General features: G+C 66.6%; 20 protein-coding genes. 8 read left to right on the top strand and 12 right to left on the bottom strand.

Features of this window, described 5'->3' with window-relative positions; translation table 11 throughout:
* Window positions 1-24 precede the first annotated feature (24 nt).
* The 8 genes from ACFQ2S_RS03350 to ACFQ2S_RS03385 form a co-directional block, all read right to left on the bottom strand.
* The gene (locus ACFQ2S_RS03350; RefSeq protein WP_089232857.1) at window positions 25-216 is read right to left on the bottom strand and encodes a hypothetical protein; all 192 of its coding nucleotides are present in this window, start codon (window positions 214-216) and stop codon (window positions 25-27) included.
* Complete coding sequence (locus ACFQ2S_RS03355; RefSeq protein WP_386072700.1) at window positions 203-790, bottom strand: holin family protein; 588 nt, start codon at window positions 788-790, stop codon at window positions 203-205. The genes ACFQ2S_RS03350 and ACFQ2S_RS03355 overlap by 14 nt, the downstream gene beginning before the upstream one ends.
* The gene (locus tag ACFQ2S_RS03360) at window positions 781-1,392 is read right to left on the bottom strand and encodes a holin-associated N-acetylmuramidase (RefSeq protein WP_386072702.1); all 612 of its coding nucleotides are present in this window, start codon (window positions 1,390-1,392) and stop codon (window positions 781-783) included. The genes ACFQ2S_RS03355 and ACFQ2S_RS03360 overlap by 10 nt, the downstream gene beginning before the upstream one ends.
* Before the next feature lie 282 nt (window positions 1,393-1,674).
* On the bottom strand, window positions 1,675-2,700 hold the full coding sequence (locus tag ACFQ2S_RS03365) for an acyltransferase family protein (protein ID WP_386072704.1): 1,026 nt from the start codon (window positions 2,698-2,700) through the stop codon (window positions 1,675-1,677).
* 363 nt (window positions 2,701-3,063) lie between these two features.
* On the bottom strand, window positions 3,064-3,516 hold the full coding sequence (gene ccmE, locus ACFQ2S_RS03370) for a cytochrome c maturation protein CcmE (RefSeq protein WP_386072801.1): 453 nt from the start codon (window positions 3,514-3,516) through the stop codon (window positions 3,064-3,066).
* Window positions 3,517-3,559: 43 nt separating this feature from the next.
* Window positions 3,560-4,588, bottom strand: a complete 1,029-nt coding sequence (gene argC, locus ACFQ2S_RS03375) for an N-acetyl-gamma-glutamyl-phosphate reductase (RefSeq protein WP_386072706.1) — start codon at window positions 4,586-4,588, stop codon at window positions 3,560-3,562.
* Window positions 4,589-4,643: 55 nt separating this feature from the next.
* Window positions 4,644-5,456: a glutamate racemase gene (locus ACFQ2S_RS03380; protein ID WP_089232849.1), complete on the bottom strand. Its 813-nt coding sequence runs from the start codon at window positions 5,454-5,456 to the stop codon at window positions 4,644-4,646.
* Window positions 5,456-6,361, bottom strand: coding sequence for a lysophospholipid acyltransferase family protein (locus ACFQ2S_RS03385; RefSeq protein ID WP_386072708.1), 906 nt, complete (start codon window positions 6,359-6,361; stop codon window positions 5,456-5,458). The genes ACFQ2S_RS03380 and ACFQ2S_RS03385 overlap by 1 nt, the downstream gene beginning before the upstream one ends.
* Window positions 6,362-6,612: 251 nt before the next feature.
* Here ACFQ2S_RS03385 and ACFQ2S_RS03390 point away from each other — a divergent pair, with 251 nt between their 5' ends.
* The 6 genes from ACFQ2S_RS03390 (at window position 6,613) to grxD (ending at window position 12,133) form a co-directional block, all read left to right on the top strand.
* Complete coding sequence (locus tag ACFQ2S_RS03390) at window positions 6,613-7,524, top strand: LysR family transcriptional regulator (protein WP_386072710.1); 912 nt, start codon at window positions 6,613-6,615, stop codon at window positions 7,522-7,524.
* Between the two features lie 318 nt (window positions 7,525-7,842).
* The gene (locus ACFQ2S_RS03395; protein ID WP_386072711.1) at window positions 7,843-8,643 is read left to right on the top strand and encodes a lytic murein transglycosylase; all 801 of its coding nucleotides are present in this window, start codon (window positions 7,843-7,845) and stop codon (window positions 8,641-8,643) included.
* 217 nt (window positions 8,644-8,860) lie between these two features.
* Window positions 8,861-11,020, top strand: a complete 2,160-nt coding sequence (gene purL, locus ACFQ2S_RS03400; RefSeq protein WP_386072712.1) for a phosphoribosylformylglycinamidine synthase subunit PurL — start codon at window positions 8,861-8,863, stop codon at window positions 11,018-11,020.
* A 192-nt stretch (window positions 11,021-11,212) separates the two neighbouring features.
* Entirely contained in the window at window positions 11,213-11,455 is a 243-nt protein-coding gene (locus tag ACFQ2S_RS03405) for a BolA/IbaG family iron-sulfur metabolism protein (protein ID WP_386072714.1), read from the top strand.
* The gene (locus ACFQ2S_RS03410) at window positions 11,455-11,730 is read left to right on the top strand and encodes a hypothetical protein (RefSeq protein ID WP_386072716.1); all 276 of its coding nucleotides are present in this window, start codon (window positions 11,455-11,457) and stop codon (window positions 11,728-11,730) included. Before ACFQ2S_RS03405 ends, ACFQ2S_RS03410 begins: the two co-directional genes overlap by 1 nt.
* 40 nt (window positions 11,731-11,770) lie before the next feature.
* Window positions 11,771-12,133: a Grx4 family monothiol glutaredoxin gene (gene grxD / locus ACFQ2S_RS03415; protein ID WP_386072718.1), complete on the top strand. Its 363-nt coding sequence runs from the start codon at window positions 11,771-11,773 to the stop codon at window positions 12,131-12,133.
* A 224-nt stretch (window positions 12,134-12,357) separates the two neighbouring features.
* Here grxD and ACFQ2S_RS03420 read toward each other — a convergent pair whose 3' ends face one another.
* Entirely contained in the window at window positions 12,358-12,753 is a 396-nt protein-coding gene (locus tag ACFQ2S_RS03420; RefSeq protein ID WP_386072719.1) for a cell division protein ZapA, read from the bottom strand.
* Entirely contained in the window at window positions 12,746-13,162 is a 417-nt protein-coding gene (locus ACFQ2S_RS03425; RefSeq protein WP_089232840.1) for a hypothetical protein, read from the bottom strand. Before ACFQ2S_RS03425 ends, ACFQ2S_RS03420 begins: the two co-directional genes overlap by 8 nt.
* A 252-nt stretch (window positions 13,163-13,414) precedes the next feature.
* On the opposite strand from ACFQ2S_RS03425, the gene tkt reads away from it, so the two are divergent.
* Complete coding sequence (tkt, locus tag ACFQ2S_RS03430) at window positions 13,415-15,430, top strand: transketolase (RefSeq protein WP_386072721.1); 2,016 nt, start codon at window positions 13,415-13,417, stop codon at window positions 15,428-15,430.
* 484 nt (window positions 15,431-15,914) lie between these two features.
* On the opposite strand, the gene ACFQ2S_RS03435 is transcribed toward tkt, so the two are convergent.
* Window positions 15,915-16,928 (bottom strand): DUF808 domain-containing protein, encoded by a 1,014-nt coding sequence (locus ACFQ2S_RS03435; protein WP_386072722.1) that lies wholly within the window; start codon window positions 16,926-16,928, stop codon window positions 15,915-15,917.
* Between the two features lie 139 nt (window positions 16,929-17,067).
* Here ACFQ2S_RS03435 and ACFQ2S_RS03440 point away from each other — a divergent pair, with 139 nt between their 5' ends.
* Entirely contained in the window at window positions 17,068-17,208 is a 141-nt protein-coding gene (locus ACFQ2S_RS03440; protein ID WP_386072724.1) for a hypothetical protein, read from the top strand.
* A gap of 12 nt (window positions 17,209-17,220) precedes the next feature.
* On the opposite strand, the gene coaD is transcribed toward ACFQ2S_RS03440, so the two are convergent.
* Window positions 17,221-17,721 carry a pantetheine-phosphate adenylyltransferase gene (gene coaD / locus ACFQ2S_RS03445; RefSeq protein WP_386072726.1) on the bottom strand — a complete coding sequence of 167 codons (501 nt, stop codon included), beginning with the start codon at window positions 17,719-17,721 and terminating at the stop codon, window positions 17,221-17,223.
* Between the last annotated feature and the right edge of the window lie 58 nt (window positions 17,722-17,779).

The raw sequence follows: 17,779 nt of genomic DNA on the forward strand, positions 1-17,779 counted from the left end.
TTCCTCTCTCGGGAGGGTACCGGCTCACACGCGGTCGCGCGGCAGCCTCTCGCGGATCAGCGTGGTGATCTCGACGATGATCTCGGTGTTTCGGTTCAGGATGGTCCGGGTCGCATCGTCCTTCTGATGGTCCCGGAACAGCAGGTAGAAGACCAGGAGCACCCAGGGCCCGTGTTCGGTAACAAGGGTGATCCAGAATCCTTCAGCCACGGGCATTCTTCCACTCCGCCAGCGCCGCATTTGGCGCTTCTGTGGCGGCCTCCTCGTCGTCGTCAGGCTCGAAAACCGGCGCCGGCAGCGCGGCCGGCCGGGCGAGAGCCCCGCCCCGAAGCGCCTCCAGCGCCGCGAGCCCCTCGGTCACCTGCCCCGCCTGCGCCAGTGTTGTGGCGATCGAGCGCTGGAACTCCTGCCCCTTGGCCTGGTGACGGGCGCCGAAATAGAACCCGACGATCCCGCCCAGCAGCCACCACAGCGGTTCCGGCACCAGCGCGATGCCCTGCATCCGGGAGGCGAACCACACCGGGTCCACCATCGCCGACACGAAGAGCGCCAGCGTGCCGAGCGCCAGCGCCGGCCGCGGCAGCCGGTTGAGCCCGTCTATTACCGCGTCGAACGGCGACCGGCGCGTGCCGGCGAACTCCGCCGCGAACTGCGCGAGCGCCGCCTGGCTCAGCGCGGCCTCCCGCACGGCGCCGTTCTCGGCATTCTCACGAAACAGCTCCACCGTCTCGGCCACAGCGTTGCGCCCGTCGCCGAACAGCGTTCCCATCAGCGCCGACATCACCCCCATGCCGCCACCCGCGCCCGGTGCTGGGCCTCCGACAGGTGAAAGCGCGGAGCGATGAACTCCTCCGCCCGCACGATCCAGCCGCCCTTCCCGCCATCCCGGCGGCGGGCGTACTTGCGGCTGGCCGGCCGGGCATCAGCCAGGGCGTAGTAGTAATTGCGCCGGGCAATCCCGTAGGCGTCCGCCAGATGGTCCGGCGCCCTCACGGCGGCGCGTTCCGCCGCGGCGATGGTCTGCGACCCGATCACTCCGTCGACCGCAACCGTCTCGCCCATCTGCACCAGCAGCCGCTGCAGGATCCTCACCGCGTTGGACCCGGCGTTCACGTACATGTCGAAGACACTCGCATGCAGCGTCTGCGGCAGCGCGGCGATCCGCGGCCGGTGGAAGTAATGCTCGATGAAGATGCGCACCGCCGTCGCCCGGTCGAGCCGCTGCACATCGCTCACGCCGACCCGCCCGTCGCCATCGAGATCCATCCCGAGCCGCTGCAGGGTGCCGATGGTGACGCCATACTTGGTCGCCCCGCCCGGATCGTCCGGATCGTTCACAAAGCCGCCCTCGCGGGCGACGATCTCGCTGGCGATTGCCTCGATGTCTTTCATGGAGCCTGCTCTCCGGTGCCAAGGAATGCCCCTGAAGCTGGTCCAAATGGTTTAAGAAAGATGAACCCGGCCGTTCGGTGCCGGAGGCCCCGAGGCCGGTTTCGCCGCCTGCGGAGACATCCGAGCAGGTGGCCCCAATGCAGACCACGACCGGCGCGCGGGGCACGGCGTTCTCGGACAGTCTCCGTAAGAGACCGCAGACCTCAATGGCACCGCCCGACAGGCTCGGCTCAGACCGGGATCATGGAGATCGGCGAATGGCCAATCCACGGCTCGCCAAATTCATGCCGTGGGGCTGCTCCGAGACGGAAATGCCCCCGATGAACGGACATCTTTGTCCGGGCGCCTGGAGGAGACAGGCGCATCGTTCGGCCTTCCACTCAGAACCCGTATCGCACCGGGCAGAAAGACACTCAGGCTCACCGCCGCCGTCAGCGTCAATCCAGCCGTCACGGCAAGAAAGGCGAAGTAGTCGGTCTCGTTCTGCGGACGCCATTCCAAAAACGTCCCAAGACTACGAATGATCAAGGGATGTATGATGTAGACAGGTAGCGCCAGTAAAGCCGAAGCGCCTGCAACACGACCGCCAACGATATGTCCGTGCCGAATGCACACTCCGAAGAGGCCGAGACCGACGAGGATCGTTCCAAGGAACATCTTCCTTGCGGCCATATCGGATCCAAGAGCCGAACTCAGGAGGGCCTCGGGAATCTGAAGCGCCAGTCCGGCGAAAAGGAACGCCCAGGAATGGCGCACGAATGACTCGCTCTTCCTGCGGGCAAGCATCCCAGCCGTAATGAAAGCGAACCCGCTCAGGATCTGCAGCGTCGCAGTTTCCCGGGAAAACCGATCGTTAATCCCGGCCAGAAAATCCATCACGATGAATGCCGCGAGGATCGCAATTGCGGCGGGGACTGCGAAATTCAAGATGCGCAGGCGGCTGAATATGACGACGCCGATCGTTCCGTATACTGCCGCAGACAAGAACCAGAGATGATACCACGTTCCGAGTGAGAAAATGCTGACGGGAAAGCGGAAACCCCAGAACCACAGCCTGACCGGAACATAAAGAAGAGACGCGACGAGAAAGGTCGTCGCCAGCCGCGCCGAAAAGTCGAGGATCCTGGTTTCCCCTTTTTGCGGGTCAGGAAGATAATACCCGATCGCGATGAAGAAGAACGGAACGCACCAGCGCACCGTTACACGGATCCATTCAACCAGAGACGACTCCGGAATTTGCGGAACGTGAAGGGAGATGATCAACAGCGCTGCTATCAGGCGCATCAGATCGATGCTGGTATTCCGCATCTCTGACGTCCTTTCACTCAAACAAAACCACCGGAACACAACTGCGCCCCATACATCCTAGGCTATTTCGGCTTTGGACTGCGTTGTCAAGCAAGGGCGGCCAGGCAAGTTGCCCGCGCCGCCATGCGAATTTCCCGTGCAAAAGTGGAATTGGCGGGGATCAAAAGGTCCGGATCGGGATGGGACACAGCCGCCCCGCGCAGATTGCAAATCGCTCCGGATATTGCCCGCAGGTTCCGCCTTGTTGCCTGTCCCAAGAGCGCTTCGAACCGGCGAACCGCCGCAACATGAGATGCATCGCGTTCAATGGGAAGCGCGCAGGCGGGCCGATGGAGCCCTTCTCACACCAGCCCGGTCTCTTTGTCAGGAGCCGCTGTCGGCCGGGTCCTGGTAGACGCCCTGCTCCTTGAGGGCGTCCATGACCTCCTTGGGCATGTAGGTCTCGTCGTGGCGTGCGAGTATCTCGCGAGCGACGAAGACGCCGTCCACCAGGTTGCCGGTGCCGATCATGCCCTGTCCCTCGCCGAACAGGTCCGGAAGCACGCCGGTGTAGGAGACCTGCACCGAGGCGCCGCCATCGGTCACGCTGAAGGTGATGGTCTCGCCCTGCCCGCGCACCAGCGTGCCCTCCTCCACCAGGCCGCCGATCCGGAAGGTCTCGCGCTCCGCCGGCGGCTCGGCGACCACGTCGGACGGGGCGCGGAAATAGTTGATCCCGTCCCGCATCGCGTAGCCGACCAGCGCCGTGCTGCCCGCCAGGGCGATAAAGGCCACCAGGATCACCTGGATCCGGCGCTTCTTCTTGAGCCCTTTCATTCCCTGCATGGTCGTCGCCCTCCCTCGGAGACAGCCCCGGGCCTCACGGATAGACGGGGGCCAGCATAAGCCCCTCGGTCTCCGGCAGCCCGAGCATAAGGTTCGCGTTCTGGATCGCCTGGCCGGACGACCCCTTGGTAAGGTTGTCCAGCGTGGCATAGACCGTCGCTCGCCCCGCCGCGCGCTCCTTCACCACGCCGATATGGACGAAGTTGCTCGCCCGCACGTGCTTGGCCGCGGGCACCTCGCCCATCGGCAGCACGGCGAAGAACGGCTCGTCGCCATAGGCCGCCCGCATCGTCGCATGTATCTCGGCCGCATCGCCGCGCACGTAGGTCGCGGCCAGGATGCCCCGGTTGGCGGGCAGCAGCGTCGGGGTGAACTGCACCTCGACCTTGCGGCCGGCGGCCTTGCTGAACTCCTGATCGAACTCGCCCAGGTGCCGGTGCTTGCCACCGACACTGTAGGGGAACCAGCTTTCCGACAGCTCGGCATGCAGAAGGTTCTCCTTGAGCGACCGCCCGGCCCCGCTGACGCCCACCTTCATGTCGAGGATGATGTCGTCGAGGTCGATCACCCCGGCCCGGATCAGCGGCAGCAGCGAATAGAGCCCCGTCGCCGCATTGCAGCCGGTGCCGGCGACCAGCCGAGCGCCGCGGATCTCGTCGCGGTAGAACTCGGTGAGGCCATAGACGGCCTCCTTCTGAAGCTCAGGCGCCGAATGCGGCTTGCCGTACCATTTCTCGTATTCCGCCGGGTCGCGCAGCCGGAAATCGGCGGACAGGTCCACCACCTTCACACTCCGCGGCAGCTCCGCGATCACCGCCTGGCTCGTGGCATGGGGCAGCGCGCAGAAGCACAGGTCGACGCAGTCGAAGTCGATCTCCTCGATCTTCTGCAGCGGCGGCAGGTCGAGGTGGCGCAGGTGTGGGTAGACCTCCGACATCGCCATGCCAGCCTTGCGGTCGCCCGACAGCGCACGCACCTCCAGGCCGGGATGCGTTGCGATCAGGCGTACGAGTTCGGCGCCGGTGTAGCCGGACGCCCCGAGGATGGCGACGGAATAGGTCATGTCTGCCCTTACATATTAGGATTTCGATTGCGTCAAAGGTCGAGAATTGCCGCACTCACGCGGCGGTGAACTCGATCTGTCGTCGCAGGAACTGGGTCGCACGGCTCGAAACCCTGCGCGGATCGCCGGTGGTCAGGAAGCGCGGCGCCTCGCCCGGCCCGATCATAGCGGGGTGACGTTCGAGGTAATCGGCAAGGCTCTCCGCCACCAGGTTGGCCTGGGAATAGACCTTCACGTCGGGGCCGAGCGCATCGCGGAAGATGTCTTCCATCAGCGGGTAATGGGTGCAGCCGAGGATCGCGGCCTCCGGGTCCGGCATCTTGCGCTTGAGCGCGTCGACATGGCTGCGTACCAGCGCCTCGGCGAGGATCATGTCCCCCTCCTCGATCGCATCCACCACGCCGCCACAGGCCTGCGCCTCCACGTCGACCCCGATGGCACGGAAGGCCAGCTCGCGCTGGAAGGCCCGGCTGCGCACCGTCGCCGGCGTGGCGAACAGCGCCACATGCTTCACCTCGACCTCGCGCGGCGGCGAGTTGTCCCCCCACTGGCGTTCAGTCAGCGCCTCGATCAGCGGCACGAAGACACCGAGCACCCGCTTCTCGCGCGGCACCCAGCTCTCCTGCATCCGCCGCAGCGCGGCCGCAGAGGCCGTGTTGCAGGCGAGAATCACCAGGTCGCACCCCTCCTGCCACATCCGCTCCACCGCCGAGGTGGTCAGCGCATAGACGTCGTCGGCGTCCCGCACGCCGTAGGGCGCATGGGCGTTGTCGCCGAAATAGACGAAGGGCACCTCGGGGAGACGCTTGCTCACCGCATCCAGAACGGTCAGCCCGCCCAGCCCGCTGTCGAATATGCCAACTGCCATCAGTAGATCCGTGGCCCCCTCTCGCCCTTGTCTTCCCGGTATCTGTCCTCGAATTCGAAGCCATAGTCGAGCGACTTCAACGGCCGCGGCGACAGCGCATAGGTCTCGGAGCGCAGAAAATCCATCATCGCGCGGGAATCCCCGGCCCGCTTGGCCAGTTCCTCGCGCGGGATCGGCTCGCCGATCACCACCCGGACGGGCTCGTCCACCCGCTTGCGGAACTCCTTGATCAGCAGCGCGAGCCGCAAGGTGGAATGCAGGTGGCTGGCGAACTGGAACAGCCGGCTGTTGTGCCCCTCGAAGAAGATCGGCACCACAGAGGCGTTCGACTTGGCCACCATCCGCGCGGTGAAGCTGCGCCAGCCCGGATCCATCGGCCGGGTGAACGGCCTGGCCGCGGTCGAGACGGTGCCGCCGGGAAACACCCCGATCGCGCCGCCCGCGGCGAGGTATTCCAGTGCGATCTTCCGGGTCGCCAGGTTCTCCTTCATCGCCTCCTTGGACTCGTCGAAGGAGACCGGCAGAATCACCTTGTTCAGGTCCTCGGCCTTGCGGAACACGCTGTTGGCGAGAATGCGGAAATCCCCCCGCACGATCGACAGCATATGCCCCATTATCAACCCGTCGAGGATGCCGTAGGGATGGTTGGCGATCAGGATCAGCGGCCCCTCGGTCGGGATGTTGTCGAGGCTTCCGCCGACCACGTCGAGGCTCAGCCCGTAGCGCGCGACCATCACCCCCCAGAAATCCTTGCCCGCGGCGACCTCGTGCTCATAGCCCTCCGCCCGCCGGATCAGCCCGATCCTGCCGGTGGCGTTCTCCAGAACCCGCACCAGAGCCCGGCCGCCCCGCGACCGAACGCTCGTTGCATAGCTTATGTCTCGGGCGACATGCCTGCCTGCCATTCCAGCTGCCTCCAATCTGCCGGGCGTCATACAGTGCCTTCCGGAGCTTAGCCACATCATATAGGACAGCATGACAGGTATAGGGAGGGCCGCGGCGCTCCCTCGGCCGATCGCCGGGCGGCGACCGGGGCCAAGTCGTCGCGATTTACAAATTTTCACGCATTGGGGATATGATCCTGGCGCAGAGCGTGCCAAAACGCTTTGACGCATCCGCGGACCATCGCCAACCTTCGCAGCCGGAATTGAAATCCATGGATTGGGACAAGCTCAGGATCTTTCACGCCGTCGCTTCCGCCGGAAGTCTCACCCACGCGGGAGATTCCCTCCACCTGAGCCAGTCGGCCGTCTCGCGGCAGATTCGCGCGCTCGAGGAGAGCCTAAACACCACCCTGTTCCACCGGCACGCCCGCGGCCTGATCCTCACCGAGCAGGGCGAGCTTCTGTACGAGGCGACCCGCGGCATGAGCAAGCGGCTGGAGGCCGCCTCGGCCCGCATTCGAGACAGCGAGGAGGAGGTCTTCGGCGAGTTGCGCGTGACCACCGCCCACGGATTCGGCTGCCTCTGGCTGGCGCCGCGTCTGGCCAAGCTCTACAGCAAGTACCCCGATCTCAACATCGACCTGATGCTGGAAGAGCGGGTGCTCGACCTGCCGATGCGCGAGGCCGATGTCGCGATCCGGATGAAGGAGCCCTCGCAGGCCGACCTGATCCGCAAGCGCCTGATGACGGTCCGGATGCGGCTCTACGCATCGCGGGACTACATCGAGCAGTTCGGCATGCCGCAAACCGCGGACGAGATGCGCGACCATCGGCTGATCTGCCAGGGGACCTCCTCTACCCAGGTCTCGGCCGGCGCTTCGATGGTGCAGTGGCTGATCGGGCACGACATCACCTCGCGGCTGAACGTCAACAACTACTTCGGCGTTCTGCAATGCGTGAAGAACAACCTCGGCATCGGCGTCCTGCCCGACTACATCGTCGCATCGGAGCCCTACTTGGTGCGCGTCCTTCCAGAAGTGGAAAGCGCCGAAGTGCCGGTGTTCCTCGCCTATCCCGAGGAACTGCGGCAATCCAAGCGCATCGCCGCCTTCCGCGACTTCGTGGTCGAGGAGATCCAGGCACACCGCCGGATTCTCGAAGCCAGCCAGTCCGAAGAAGGCTGACAGGTCCCTCCCGGCCAGCGTCCAGGCGTCGTTGCAGTTGCAACACAGGCAAAGCTGCTATTTGCACTTGCGGCAATTTTGGACTTGAACCGGACCGTTCACTTTTCTAAATCCAGAGTATCGACGGGCGTTATTCGCTCGTCTTTACCTCCCTGTTGGACTTGGGCCGAGACTTGTCTCGGCCTTTTTTTTCGACCTTTTCGTGCCCGAACCGCTGAAATTGTCACCGTTTTCCACAGGCCCCTTCCGCGAATCCCGGCATTTTGCAAACCGGAAAGCTGGTCTATGATGCACAAAACCCAGATCCGGAGATGTCCCATGCTTCGCCAGTTCGCCGCTCTCGCACTCGCCGCGGCACTGTCTCTTCCCACAGCCGGCCACGCCGCCAGCTGCGGCAATTCCGCCTCCGGCTTCGACGCGTGGAAGCGGGAATTCGCGGCCGAAGCGTCGCGCGCTGGCATCGGCCAGCGCGGCCTCTCGGCCCTCGCCAACACCCAGTATTCCCAGGCCACGATCAACGCCGACCGCGGCCAGAAGAGCTTCAAGCTCAGCTACGACCAGTTCTGCCAGAAGCGCGGCTGCAACGTGATCGTCTCGCAGGGCAAGAAGCGCAAGGCGCAGAACCCCGGCTTCTACCAGTCGCTCGAGCGCGCCTATGGCGTCCCCTCCGGCGTCATCATCGCGATTCACGGCATGGAAACCGGATTCGGCCGCTTCATGGGCGATTCCAACGTCCTCAACGCCACCGCGACCCTCGCCTACGACTGCCGCCGCCCCGCCTTCTTCCAACCCCACCTTCTGGGCGCGCTGGTGATGATCGACCGGGGCATGATGTCGCCCGGCGCGATCGGCGCCATGCACGGCGAGCTTGGCCACACCCAGTTCCTGCCCGGCAACGCGCTGCGCTACGGCCAGGACGGCAACGGCGACGGCCGCATCGACTTCAACGACATGTCCGACGCGCTCGCCTCGACCGCCAACTACCTGCGCATGAAGGGCTGGGCACCGGGGCAGCCCTACCAGCCGGGCACCCGCAACTACAATGTGCTCAAGGAATGGAACGCGGCCTCCGTATACCAGCAATCGCTTGCCGTGATGGGCGCCCAGATCGACGGCTGAGCCGGCCCTTCCGGATGCGCGCGATACGCCATCGCCCGCGCCCGCTTCTTCTGTCCGAAAATATTCCGGGGGGGCTGCGGCCCTGCCGCAGCGGGGGCAGCGCCCCCTCCCCCTCCCCCTCCCCCTCTCCGAGCCCGCGCAAAGCCGCCCTTGCCCAAACCACCCTTCCCCTTTTCTCCGCGCCCGAATAAAAGCGCAGCGGACAAAGGGGACGAACATGCAAGAGCCAGCCATCACGCCGGAAATCATCGCGGCCCACGGCCTCAAGCCCGAGGAATACGCCGAGATCCTGCGGATCCTGAACCGCGACCCGAACTTCACCGAGCTCGGCATCTTCTCGGCGATGTGGAACGAGCACTGCTCCTACAAATCCTCCAAGAAGTGGCTGCGCACTCTGCCGACCGAGGGCCCCCAGGTGATCTGCGGCCCCGGCGAGAACGCGGGCGTGGTCGACATCGGCGACGGTCAGGCCGTGGTCTTCAAGATGGAGAGCCACAACCACCCCTCCTACATCGAGCCCTACCAGGGCGCCGCGACCGGCGTCGGCGGCATCCTGCGTGACGTCTTCACCATGGGCGCGCGCCCCATCGCGGCGATGAACGCCCTCTCCTTCGGCGAACCCTCGCACCCCAAGACCCGCTCCCTCGTCTCCGGCGTGGTGGCCGGCATCGGCGGCTACGGCAACTGCTTCGGCGTGCCGACCATCGGCGGTGAAGTCCGCTTCCACCCCGCCTACAACGGAAACTGCCTGGTCAACGCCTTCGCCGCGGGCCTCGCGGATGCCAACAAGATCTTCTACTCCGCCGCCTCGGGCGTCGGCATGCCGGTGGTTTATCTCGGTGCCAAGACCGGCCGCGACGGTGTCGGCGGCGCGACCATGGCCTCCGCCGAATTCGACGACACGATCGAGGAAAAGCGCCCCACGGTGCAGGTCGGTGACCCCTTCACCGAGAAGCGCCTGATGGAAGCCTGCCTCGAACTCATGCAGACCGGCGCCGTGATCTCGATCCAGGACATGGGCGCCGCAGGCCTCACCTGCTCGGCTGTCGAGATGGGCGACAAGGGCAAGCTCGGCATCAAGCTCGACCTCGACTGCGTGCCGCAGCGTGAAGAAAACATGACCGCCTACGAGATGATGCTCTCCGAAAGCCAGGAGCGGATGCTCATGGTGCTGCGCCCCGAGAAGGAGGCCGAGGCCCGTGCGGTGTTCGAGAAATGGGATCTCGATTTCGCCATCGTCGGCGAGACCATCCCCGAGGACCGCTTCCTGATCGAGCACAAGGGCGCCGTGGTGGCCGACCTGCCGCTCGCCACCCTCGCCGGCTCCGCCCCCGAATACGACCGCCCCTGGGTCGAGACTCCCGCCGCACCGGAAATGGACCCGGTGCCCGAGGTCGACCCGATCGACGCGCTCAAGGCGCTGATCTCCTCGCCCAACTACGCCCACAAGGGCTGGGTCTTCGAGCAATACGACCACATGGTCATGGCCGACACCGTGCGCGTCCCCGGCCTCGGCGCCGGCATCACCCGCGTGCACGGCACCAACAAGGCGCTGGCCTTCACCTCCGACGTGACGCCCCGCTACGTCCGCGCCAACCCGCTCCAGGGCGGCCGGCAGGCCGTGGCCGAGGCCTGGCGCAACCTTTGCGCCGTCGGTGCGAAACCGCTCGCGACCACCGACAACCTCAACTTCGGCAACCCCGAGAAGCCCGAGATCATGGGCCAGTTCGTCGGCGCCATCAAAGGCATCGGCGAGGCCTGCGCCGCGCTCGACATGCCGATCGTCTCCGGCAACGTCTCGCTCTACAACGAGACCGACGGCGAGCCGATCCTGCCCACGCCGACCATCGGAGCGGTCGGGCTGATCGAGGACCTGGGCCAGGTCATCGGCCGCGACGCCCGAGAGGGCCACGTGCTGCTGCTGCTCGGCGAGACCACCGGCCACCTTGGACAGTCGGCGCTTCTCGCTGAGGTCTTCAACCGGGAGGACGGCGACGCGCCCCAGGTGGATCTCGCCGCCGAGAAGGCGCATGGCGAATTCATCCTCGCCAACCGCGAGTGGATCGACGGCTGCACCGACCTCTCCGACGGCGGCCTCGCCCTCGCCGCCTTCGAAATGGCCGAGGCCGCGGGCGTCGGCGTAATTCTCGACCCCGCCGACACGGCGACGCTCTTCGGCGAGGACCAGGCGCGTTACCTGATCGCCTGTTCCTTCGACAAGGCCGAGGCCCTGATGGTGGCCGCGGGCCGGGCCGGCGTGCCGCTGCAGACGGTCGGCCGATTTGCAGGCGAGACGGTGCGCATCGGCGATGCCGAGGCCCCGCTGACGGACCTCTCGCGGATCTTCCGCGGCGCTTTCGCCGAAGCCGTCGGCTGATCGCGGAGCACACCGAGCGGGCCGCGCCGATGGCGCGGTGCCTTCGGCGAGGGTACTTTCGCCAAGAAGACGAGGCCCGGCACCTCAGGTGACTGGCGCCACGCCGTGGCGGGGATCGCCCCGCGCACCCTTGCGGCCATTGTCCGACGGCCCTAACTTTCATCGAAACACAACGTGACAGGGATTACACCCATGGCCATCGAGGCCCAGCAGATCGAGACGCTTCTTCGCGAGGCCTTTCCGCAAGGCAAGGTCAAGGTGACCGACATGGCCGGCGACGGCGCGCATTTCGCCGCCGAGGTGGTGGACGAGAGCTTTCGCGGCATGAATCGAGTCCAGCAGCAGCGCGCCGTCTATGCCGCGCTCAAGGGCATGATGGACGGCAGCCAGGCCGACCTGCATGCGCTGGCCCTGACCACCAAGGCGCCGGGCTGATGTCCGGTGGCAACTCCATGGCCGTCACCCTCGCGCTCGCTGCGCTGGCTGGCATCATGGCGTTTGCCCTGAAGCGGGCTCTCAGTGGTCCATACTCCGGGCTCGACCCGCTGGAAGCTGAAGAAACGGCGCGCCGTGCCTATCTGGAGCAAGCACGGCGCGATGGGGTGGACCCCAACGTGGCGGATGCCTATGAAATCGAGCTCAGGCTCCGCCGGCGCGAAATGGAACGTCAGCGCAAGGAAGAACTCCGCTCGGACCTCTCCAGAGTGTAGGAAACCGCGCCTGCCGGCACAGGACAATGGATGTGAAAAAATGACCGAAGCTAAAGCCCAGATCGAAAAGACCGTCTCCGAGAATGATGTCGTGCTCTACATGAAGGGCACCAAGATGGCGCCGCAATGCGGGTTCTCGCAGCGGGTGGCCGGCGTTCTCAACTACATGGGCGTCGATTTCGCCGATGTGAACGTGCTTGCCGACGAGGAGATCCGCCAGGGCATCAAGGAATATTCGGACTGGCCGACGATCCCGCAGCTCTACGTTAAGGGCGAGTTCGTCGGCGGCTGCGACATCGTCACCGAAATGACGCTGTCGGGCGAACTGGACCAACTCTTCGAGAAAAACGGCGTCGCTTACAACAAGGACGCCGCGGACAAGATCCGCGAAGCCAACGCCTGAGTTTCCGCCCCGGCGCAGTTTGCGCTGCGTCGGGGCGCGCTCGCCGGATGACCCGTGCCCGCCGTTCGGCCGACCGGACACCTACAATGGTCGTCCTGCCATCCCCGGGTCGCAGCCCCTGGCCGCGTCGGTGCAGCCAGGACCGGCACGCGAAGCGTGCCACGCCCAACCCGCGAAGATGCCGCAAGGCATTGCCAAGGGGCGGGAGCCCCCCGGCCCTGCCGTCAGCTTCCGGCCTTTTCCTCGGCCAGCGCAGCCAGCGCCTCGGCACGCGCCGCGATCTCGGCCAGCGTGTCGCTGACGATCGGCGGGATCACCGCGACTTCCACGCGCTCGGGCTCGGGCGCGGGCATTGCCTTCATCTCCTCGATCAGGCGCTCCTGCCGGGCGAGCTTCTCCTCCGCGGCGGCTGCCTTTTCCTCGTAGGCCGCCGTGCGGTCCGCGAGCATCAGCCCCGCCATCAGCAGCATCCGGGCGTCCGGCATCCGGCCGATCTGGCTGACCAGTCCCTGCGCCTCGCGGTCCAGCATCGCCGCCGCGGATTGCAGGAACGGCTCCTCGCCTTCCTGGCAGGCCACGGTGAATTCCTTGCCGCCCACGACAATCCGAACTTCAGGCATCGCTTTGCTCCTTCACCAGCGGCTCCAGCGCCGAGATCAGGCCGTCGAGCTCTTCGCGGTCGGCCGAGCGCTGCCCGGCCAGCGCGGAGAGCTCGGCCTCCAGTTCCACAATCCGTTCCTGCTGGCGGTCCTTCATCGACTTCAGCGACCCGACGCGCTCGCGCAGCTGCCCGCCGGCGGTGGTTTCCGCCTCGAGCGCCTGGCGCAGCCGCGCCACCTCCGCTTCGGCGGCCTCCGCCCGGGCCTGCGCCTTGCGCGCCTCGGCCTCGGCTGCCTCCGCGGCCCCGCGGGCGTGATCCAGTTCCTCGGACGAGGCGCCGCCGCCACCGCCCTGGTACCCTTCGACGGCACGTCCGATCCGCGCCATCGCGGCGCTGATCCGGCTCTCGAGATCGGCAATTTCGCTCATGCTCATCTCCCCGTTTCGCGGCTCTTGTCTCAGGGGCGGGTCCGGCAGCCGCAGCGAATCGGCCCTCCCCTCAATTGAATGAATACTAACCAACAAGCCAGCGGAATGCGCCCCCCTTGGTGGTCAGGCACTTAGGGCGGCTTCTTCATGCGCGCCAAGCCGCCTTGACCCGCCCGCTCCCCCTGCTACACCGCGCCAACCCCTTCTGTCGCGCCCCGTGCGCGACCGCGGCGCATACGAAAGGATCTCGCCATGGATATTGCAGCTCTGAAAGATGCCCATCCCGACCATTGGCAGAAGGCCTGCGCGATCCGCGTGCTCACGCTCGACGCCGTGGCCGCCGCGAACTCCGGCCACTCCGGGATGCCGATGGGCATGGCCGACGTCGCAACGGTGCTGTTCGAGAAGCACCTGAAGTTCGACGCCGCCAATCCCGGCTGGCCCGACCGCGACCGCTTCATCCTCTCCGCCGGCCACGGCTCGATGCTGCTTTACTCGCTGCTGCACCTGACAGGCTCGCCCGACATGACGCTCGAGCAGCTCAAGGACTTCCGCCAGCTCGGCTCGATCACCGCCGGCCACCCCGAATACGGCCACGCCATGGGCGTCGAGACGACGACCGGCCCGCTCGGCCAGGGCATCGCCAACGCGGTCGGCTTCGCCATCGCCGAGGAGCACCTGCGCGCCACCTGGGGCCCGAAGATCGTCGACCACTACACCTACTGCATCGCCGGCGACGGCTGCCTGATGGAGGGCGTGAGCCAGGAAGCGATCGCGCTCGCCGGTCGCCAGCAGCTCTCGCGCCTGATCGTGCTGTGGGATGACAACGGCATCACCATCGACGGCAAGGTCGCGCTGGCCGACATCACCGACCAGAAGATGCGCTTCCAGGCCTCCGGCTGGAACGTGCTGGAATGCGACGGCCACGACCCCGAGGCGATCGACGCGGCGCTGACCGCGGCCAAGTCCTCGGATCGCCCGACGATGATCGCCTGCAAGACCCATATCGCCCTCGGCTCCTCTGCCCAGGACACCTCCAAGGGCCACGGCGCGCTGACCGACGCGCAGCTCATCGCCGACACCCGCGCCGCCTATGGCTGGGAGCACGGCCCATTCGAGATCCCGGCCGGGATCAAGTCGGCCTGGGAAGCCATCGGCGCTCGCGGCGCGGCCGACCGCGCCGAGTGGGACGCGCGCCTCGCCGCCCTCTCCGACCGCAAGCGCGCCGAGTTTGCCCGCGCCCAGTCCGGCGAGTTGCCGAAGAAACTCGCCAAGGCGCTGCGCGACTACCGGGCGCAGCTGGTGGCCGACGCTCCCAAGGTGGCGACCCGCTCGGCCTCCGAGATGGCGCTCAACGTCATCAACCCGATCCTCACCGAAACCCTCGGCGGCTCGGCCGACCTCACCGGCTCCAACAACACCAAATCGAAGGAGATGACGGTGTTCGAGCCCGGCAATCGCAAGGGCCGCTACATCCACTACGGCGTGCGCGAGCACGGCATGGCGGCGGCGATGAACGGCATCGCCCTGCATGGCGGCGTGCGGCCCTACGGCGGCACCTTCATGTGCTTCACCGACTATGCCCGCCCCTCCATGCGCCTCTCCGCGCTGATGGGCGTGCCGGTGGTCTACGTGATGACCCACGACAGCATCGGCCTCGGCGAGGACGGCCCGACCCACCAGCCGGTCGAGCATCTCGCCATGCTCCGTGCCACGCCCAACACCCTGGTCTTCCGCCCGGCCGACGCGGTGGAAACCGCAGAGGCCTGGGAACTGGCCCTGCAGCAGACCGGCACCCCCTCGGTGCTGGCGCTCTCCCGCCAGGGCCTGCCCACCCTGCGCAAGGTGGCGAAACCCGCCAACCTCACCGCCGGCGGCGCCTACGTGCTGGCCGAGTCCGAAGCCAAGCGCCAGGCGGTGCTGATGGCCACCGGCTCCGAGGTTGCCGTGGCGATGGCCGCGCGCGACCTGCTCGAGGCCGAGGGCATCGGTACCCGCGTCGTCTCCATGCCCTGCATGGAGCTCTTCGCCCAGGCCGACGAGAAGTACCGCCGCAAGGTGCTGCCGAGCGGCGCGGTGCGTGTCGGGATCGAGGCCGGCGTGCAGCAGGGCTGGGACCGCTGGCTCTGCGGCGAGCGCGGCCGCGAGGCGAAGGCCGGCTTCATCGGCATGGACAGCTTCGGTGCCTCGGCTCCGGCCGGCGAGCTCTTCGAGCATTTCGGCATCACCGCCGCGGCCACCGCCGAAAAGGTCAAGTCCCTGCTCTGAGCGTTCCCCCGCCGCGGCCGGTGCGCTCCCGCCCGGCCCGGCGACATCGGAGATGTCTCCGGCCCGGTTGGGCCGGGCACGCGGCCCATCTGGCCGCGTGCGTCGCAAACGGCCGCCGTCCCACCCTGCCCGAGGTCGCGAAAGCCTCGATGAAAAAGCTTGGCAGGGCGTCGCCATACTGCATCGGGTCACCATTTCCGGCCAGACCGGCTTTACCCGTCATCCACTTGCCAATGCGCGAACGTGCCACCTGCCATCAGGGACCTGGGAACCCGGATCGGGAAGACGTTCGACACCGCCAGATCCCGGTCGCCGACATCCCCAGTCGAACCTTCGTGATAGGGCAACGGCTCGGGAAACCGAGATCACCTGACCCGCAGCGCCGCGCGCGGCGCAAGCCGCGCGCCACGCCCAACCGGGAGGCCGCATCCATGATGCGGCGCGACCGGACGGGAGCTCCTCGGGGCCGGGCGTGCCGGTCGCGTCAGGCCGGATCCTTGCCACGGAACATTCCGGCCAGCGGAATGAGCACACGCGTGGCCACCGGCACCAGCAGCAAACCCACGAAAAGGCCGAAAATGCCATCGAGGAACGCCGTCACGAACCAGATCGTCGCCCCGGACCAGTCTTCCGGCACCATGTGCCCGGCCGCATGGGCCACGTCGTGGATCCAGTGGCCGACCTCGGCGCCAAGGTGCAGCTCTTCCATCCCGTGGATCACGATGCTGCCGCCGACCCAGAGCATCGCCGCCGTGCCGACGGTCGTCAGGATCGACATGAAGGTCGGCATGCCGCGCACGATGCCGCGACCGATCGTCCGGGTCAGGCCGAGCCGGCCCCGCTGGGCCATCAGCAGGCCAATGTCATCTGCCTTCACGATCAGCGCCACCGAGCCGTAGACCAGCACCGTGATACCGACCGCCACCAGCGCCAGCGTCAGCGCCTCGGTCCAGAATCCCGATTCCGGGATCGCCGAGAGCGCGATGGTCATGATCTCCGCCGAGAGGATGAAATCGGTCTTGATCGCACCCGCGACCCGGCTTTCCTCAAGGTGCGTGGGATCTTCGGGGGTGTCGCCGTGGGTGTCGTGCTCCCTGTGCGGCATCAGCGCGTGCAGGATCTTCTCGGCGCCCTCGAAACACAGGTAGCCCCCGCCCACCATAAGAAGCGGCACGATGAGCCAGGGCGCGAAGTTGCTCAGGACCAGCGCCGCCGGCAACAGCACCAGCAGCTTGTTGCGGATCGAGCCCCAGGCGATACGCCCGACAATAGGCAGTTCGCGCGCGGCCGGGAATCCCATTGTGTATTTCGGCGTCACCGCCGCGTCGTCGATCACCGCGCCCGCCGCCTTGGCGCCCGCCTTGGCCGCGTCGTCGATCACGCCGCCCGCGACCTTGGCCGTTGTCTTGACCGCCTGGCTCGCCACGTCGTCGATGGAGGTCGCCGCCACCTTGGCCAGCGCGGCCACGTCGTCCAGAAGTGCCAGCAATCCGCTCATCGTCGCCTCGCGCGTTCCCGTTCGTTGCCGAAAACCCTAACGCCCTGCCTGCGCTGCGCCAAGGCATAGGACCGTAGATTGTCGCCGCCGCCGCAAGCCTTTAGAGAAATCTCAAGTGTTTCGCCGGAGCCTCTGCCTCATGTCGACCCGATCCTGGATGTTCCTCACCCTGCTGCTCGCCCTGGCAATCGGCACCAATGCCGTTTTCGGCTGGAACCTGCACATCTTTCTCGGCCGCAAGTTCGCCGATGCGGTGGAATGGCTGGCCTTCTGGCGCTGAGCGGCGCCGAACTCAGCAGTCGGAGCCGAGCCTGTCCTGAAGCGCCCGCCGCACCGGCGGGGTCACGAACTGCGAGACATTGCCCCCCAGCCGCGCGATCTCCTTGACCAGCTTGGAGGCGATCGCCTGGTGCTGCGCCTCCGCCATCAGGAACACCGTTTCGACCGAGGCGTCGAGCCGCCGGTTCATGCCGACCATCTGGAATTCGTATTCGAAATCCGCCACCGCGCGCAGGCCTCGAATGATGATGCCGGCGCCAACGTCCCGGGCGCAGTCGATCAGCAGGTTCTCGAACGGATGCGCCACGATCTCGCAGCCGGTCTCGGCGGCGATCTTCACGCATTCCGCCTCGATCATCTCGACGCGCTGCTCCAGGTCGAAGAGCGGGCCCTTGTCGCGGTTGATCGCGACGCCGATCACCAGTCGGTCGACCAGCACCGTGGCGCGGCGGATGATGTCCAGATGGCCCAGGGTCACCGGGTCGAAAGTCCCGGGGTACAGCCCGATGCGCATGGTGATCGCTCCCTGTTAGGCTCCGGCGCGTCCCATCGCACGCGCCTCCCCGAGACAC

This window comes from Tropicimonas aquimaris (assembly GCF_042676185.1).
Taxonomy (GTDB): domain Bacteria; phylum Pseudomonadota; class Alphaproteobacteria; order Rhodobacterales; family Rhodobacteraceae; genus Tropicimonas; species Tropicimonas aquimaris.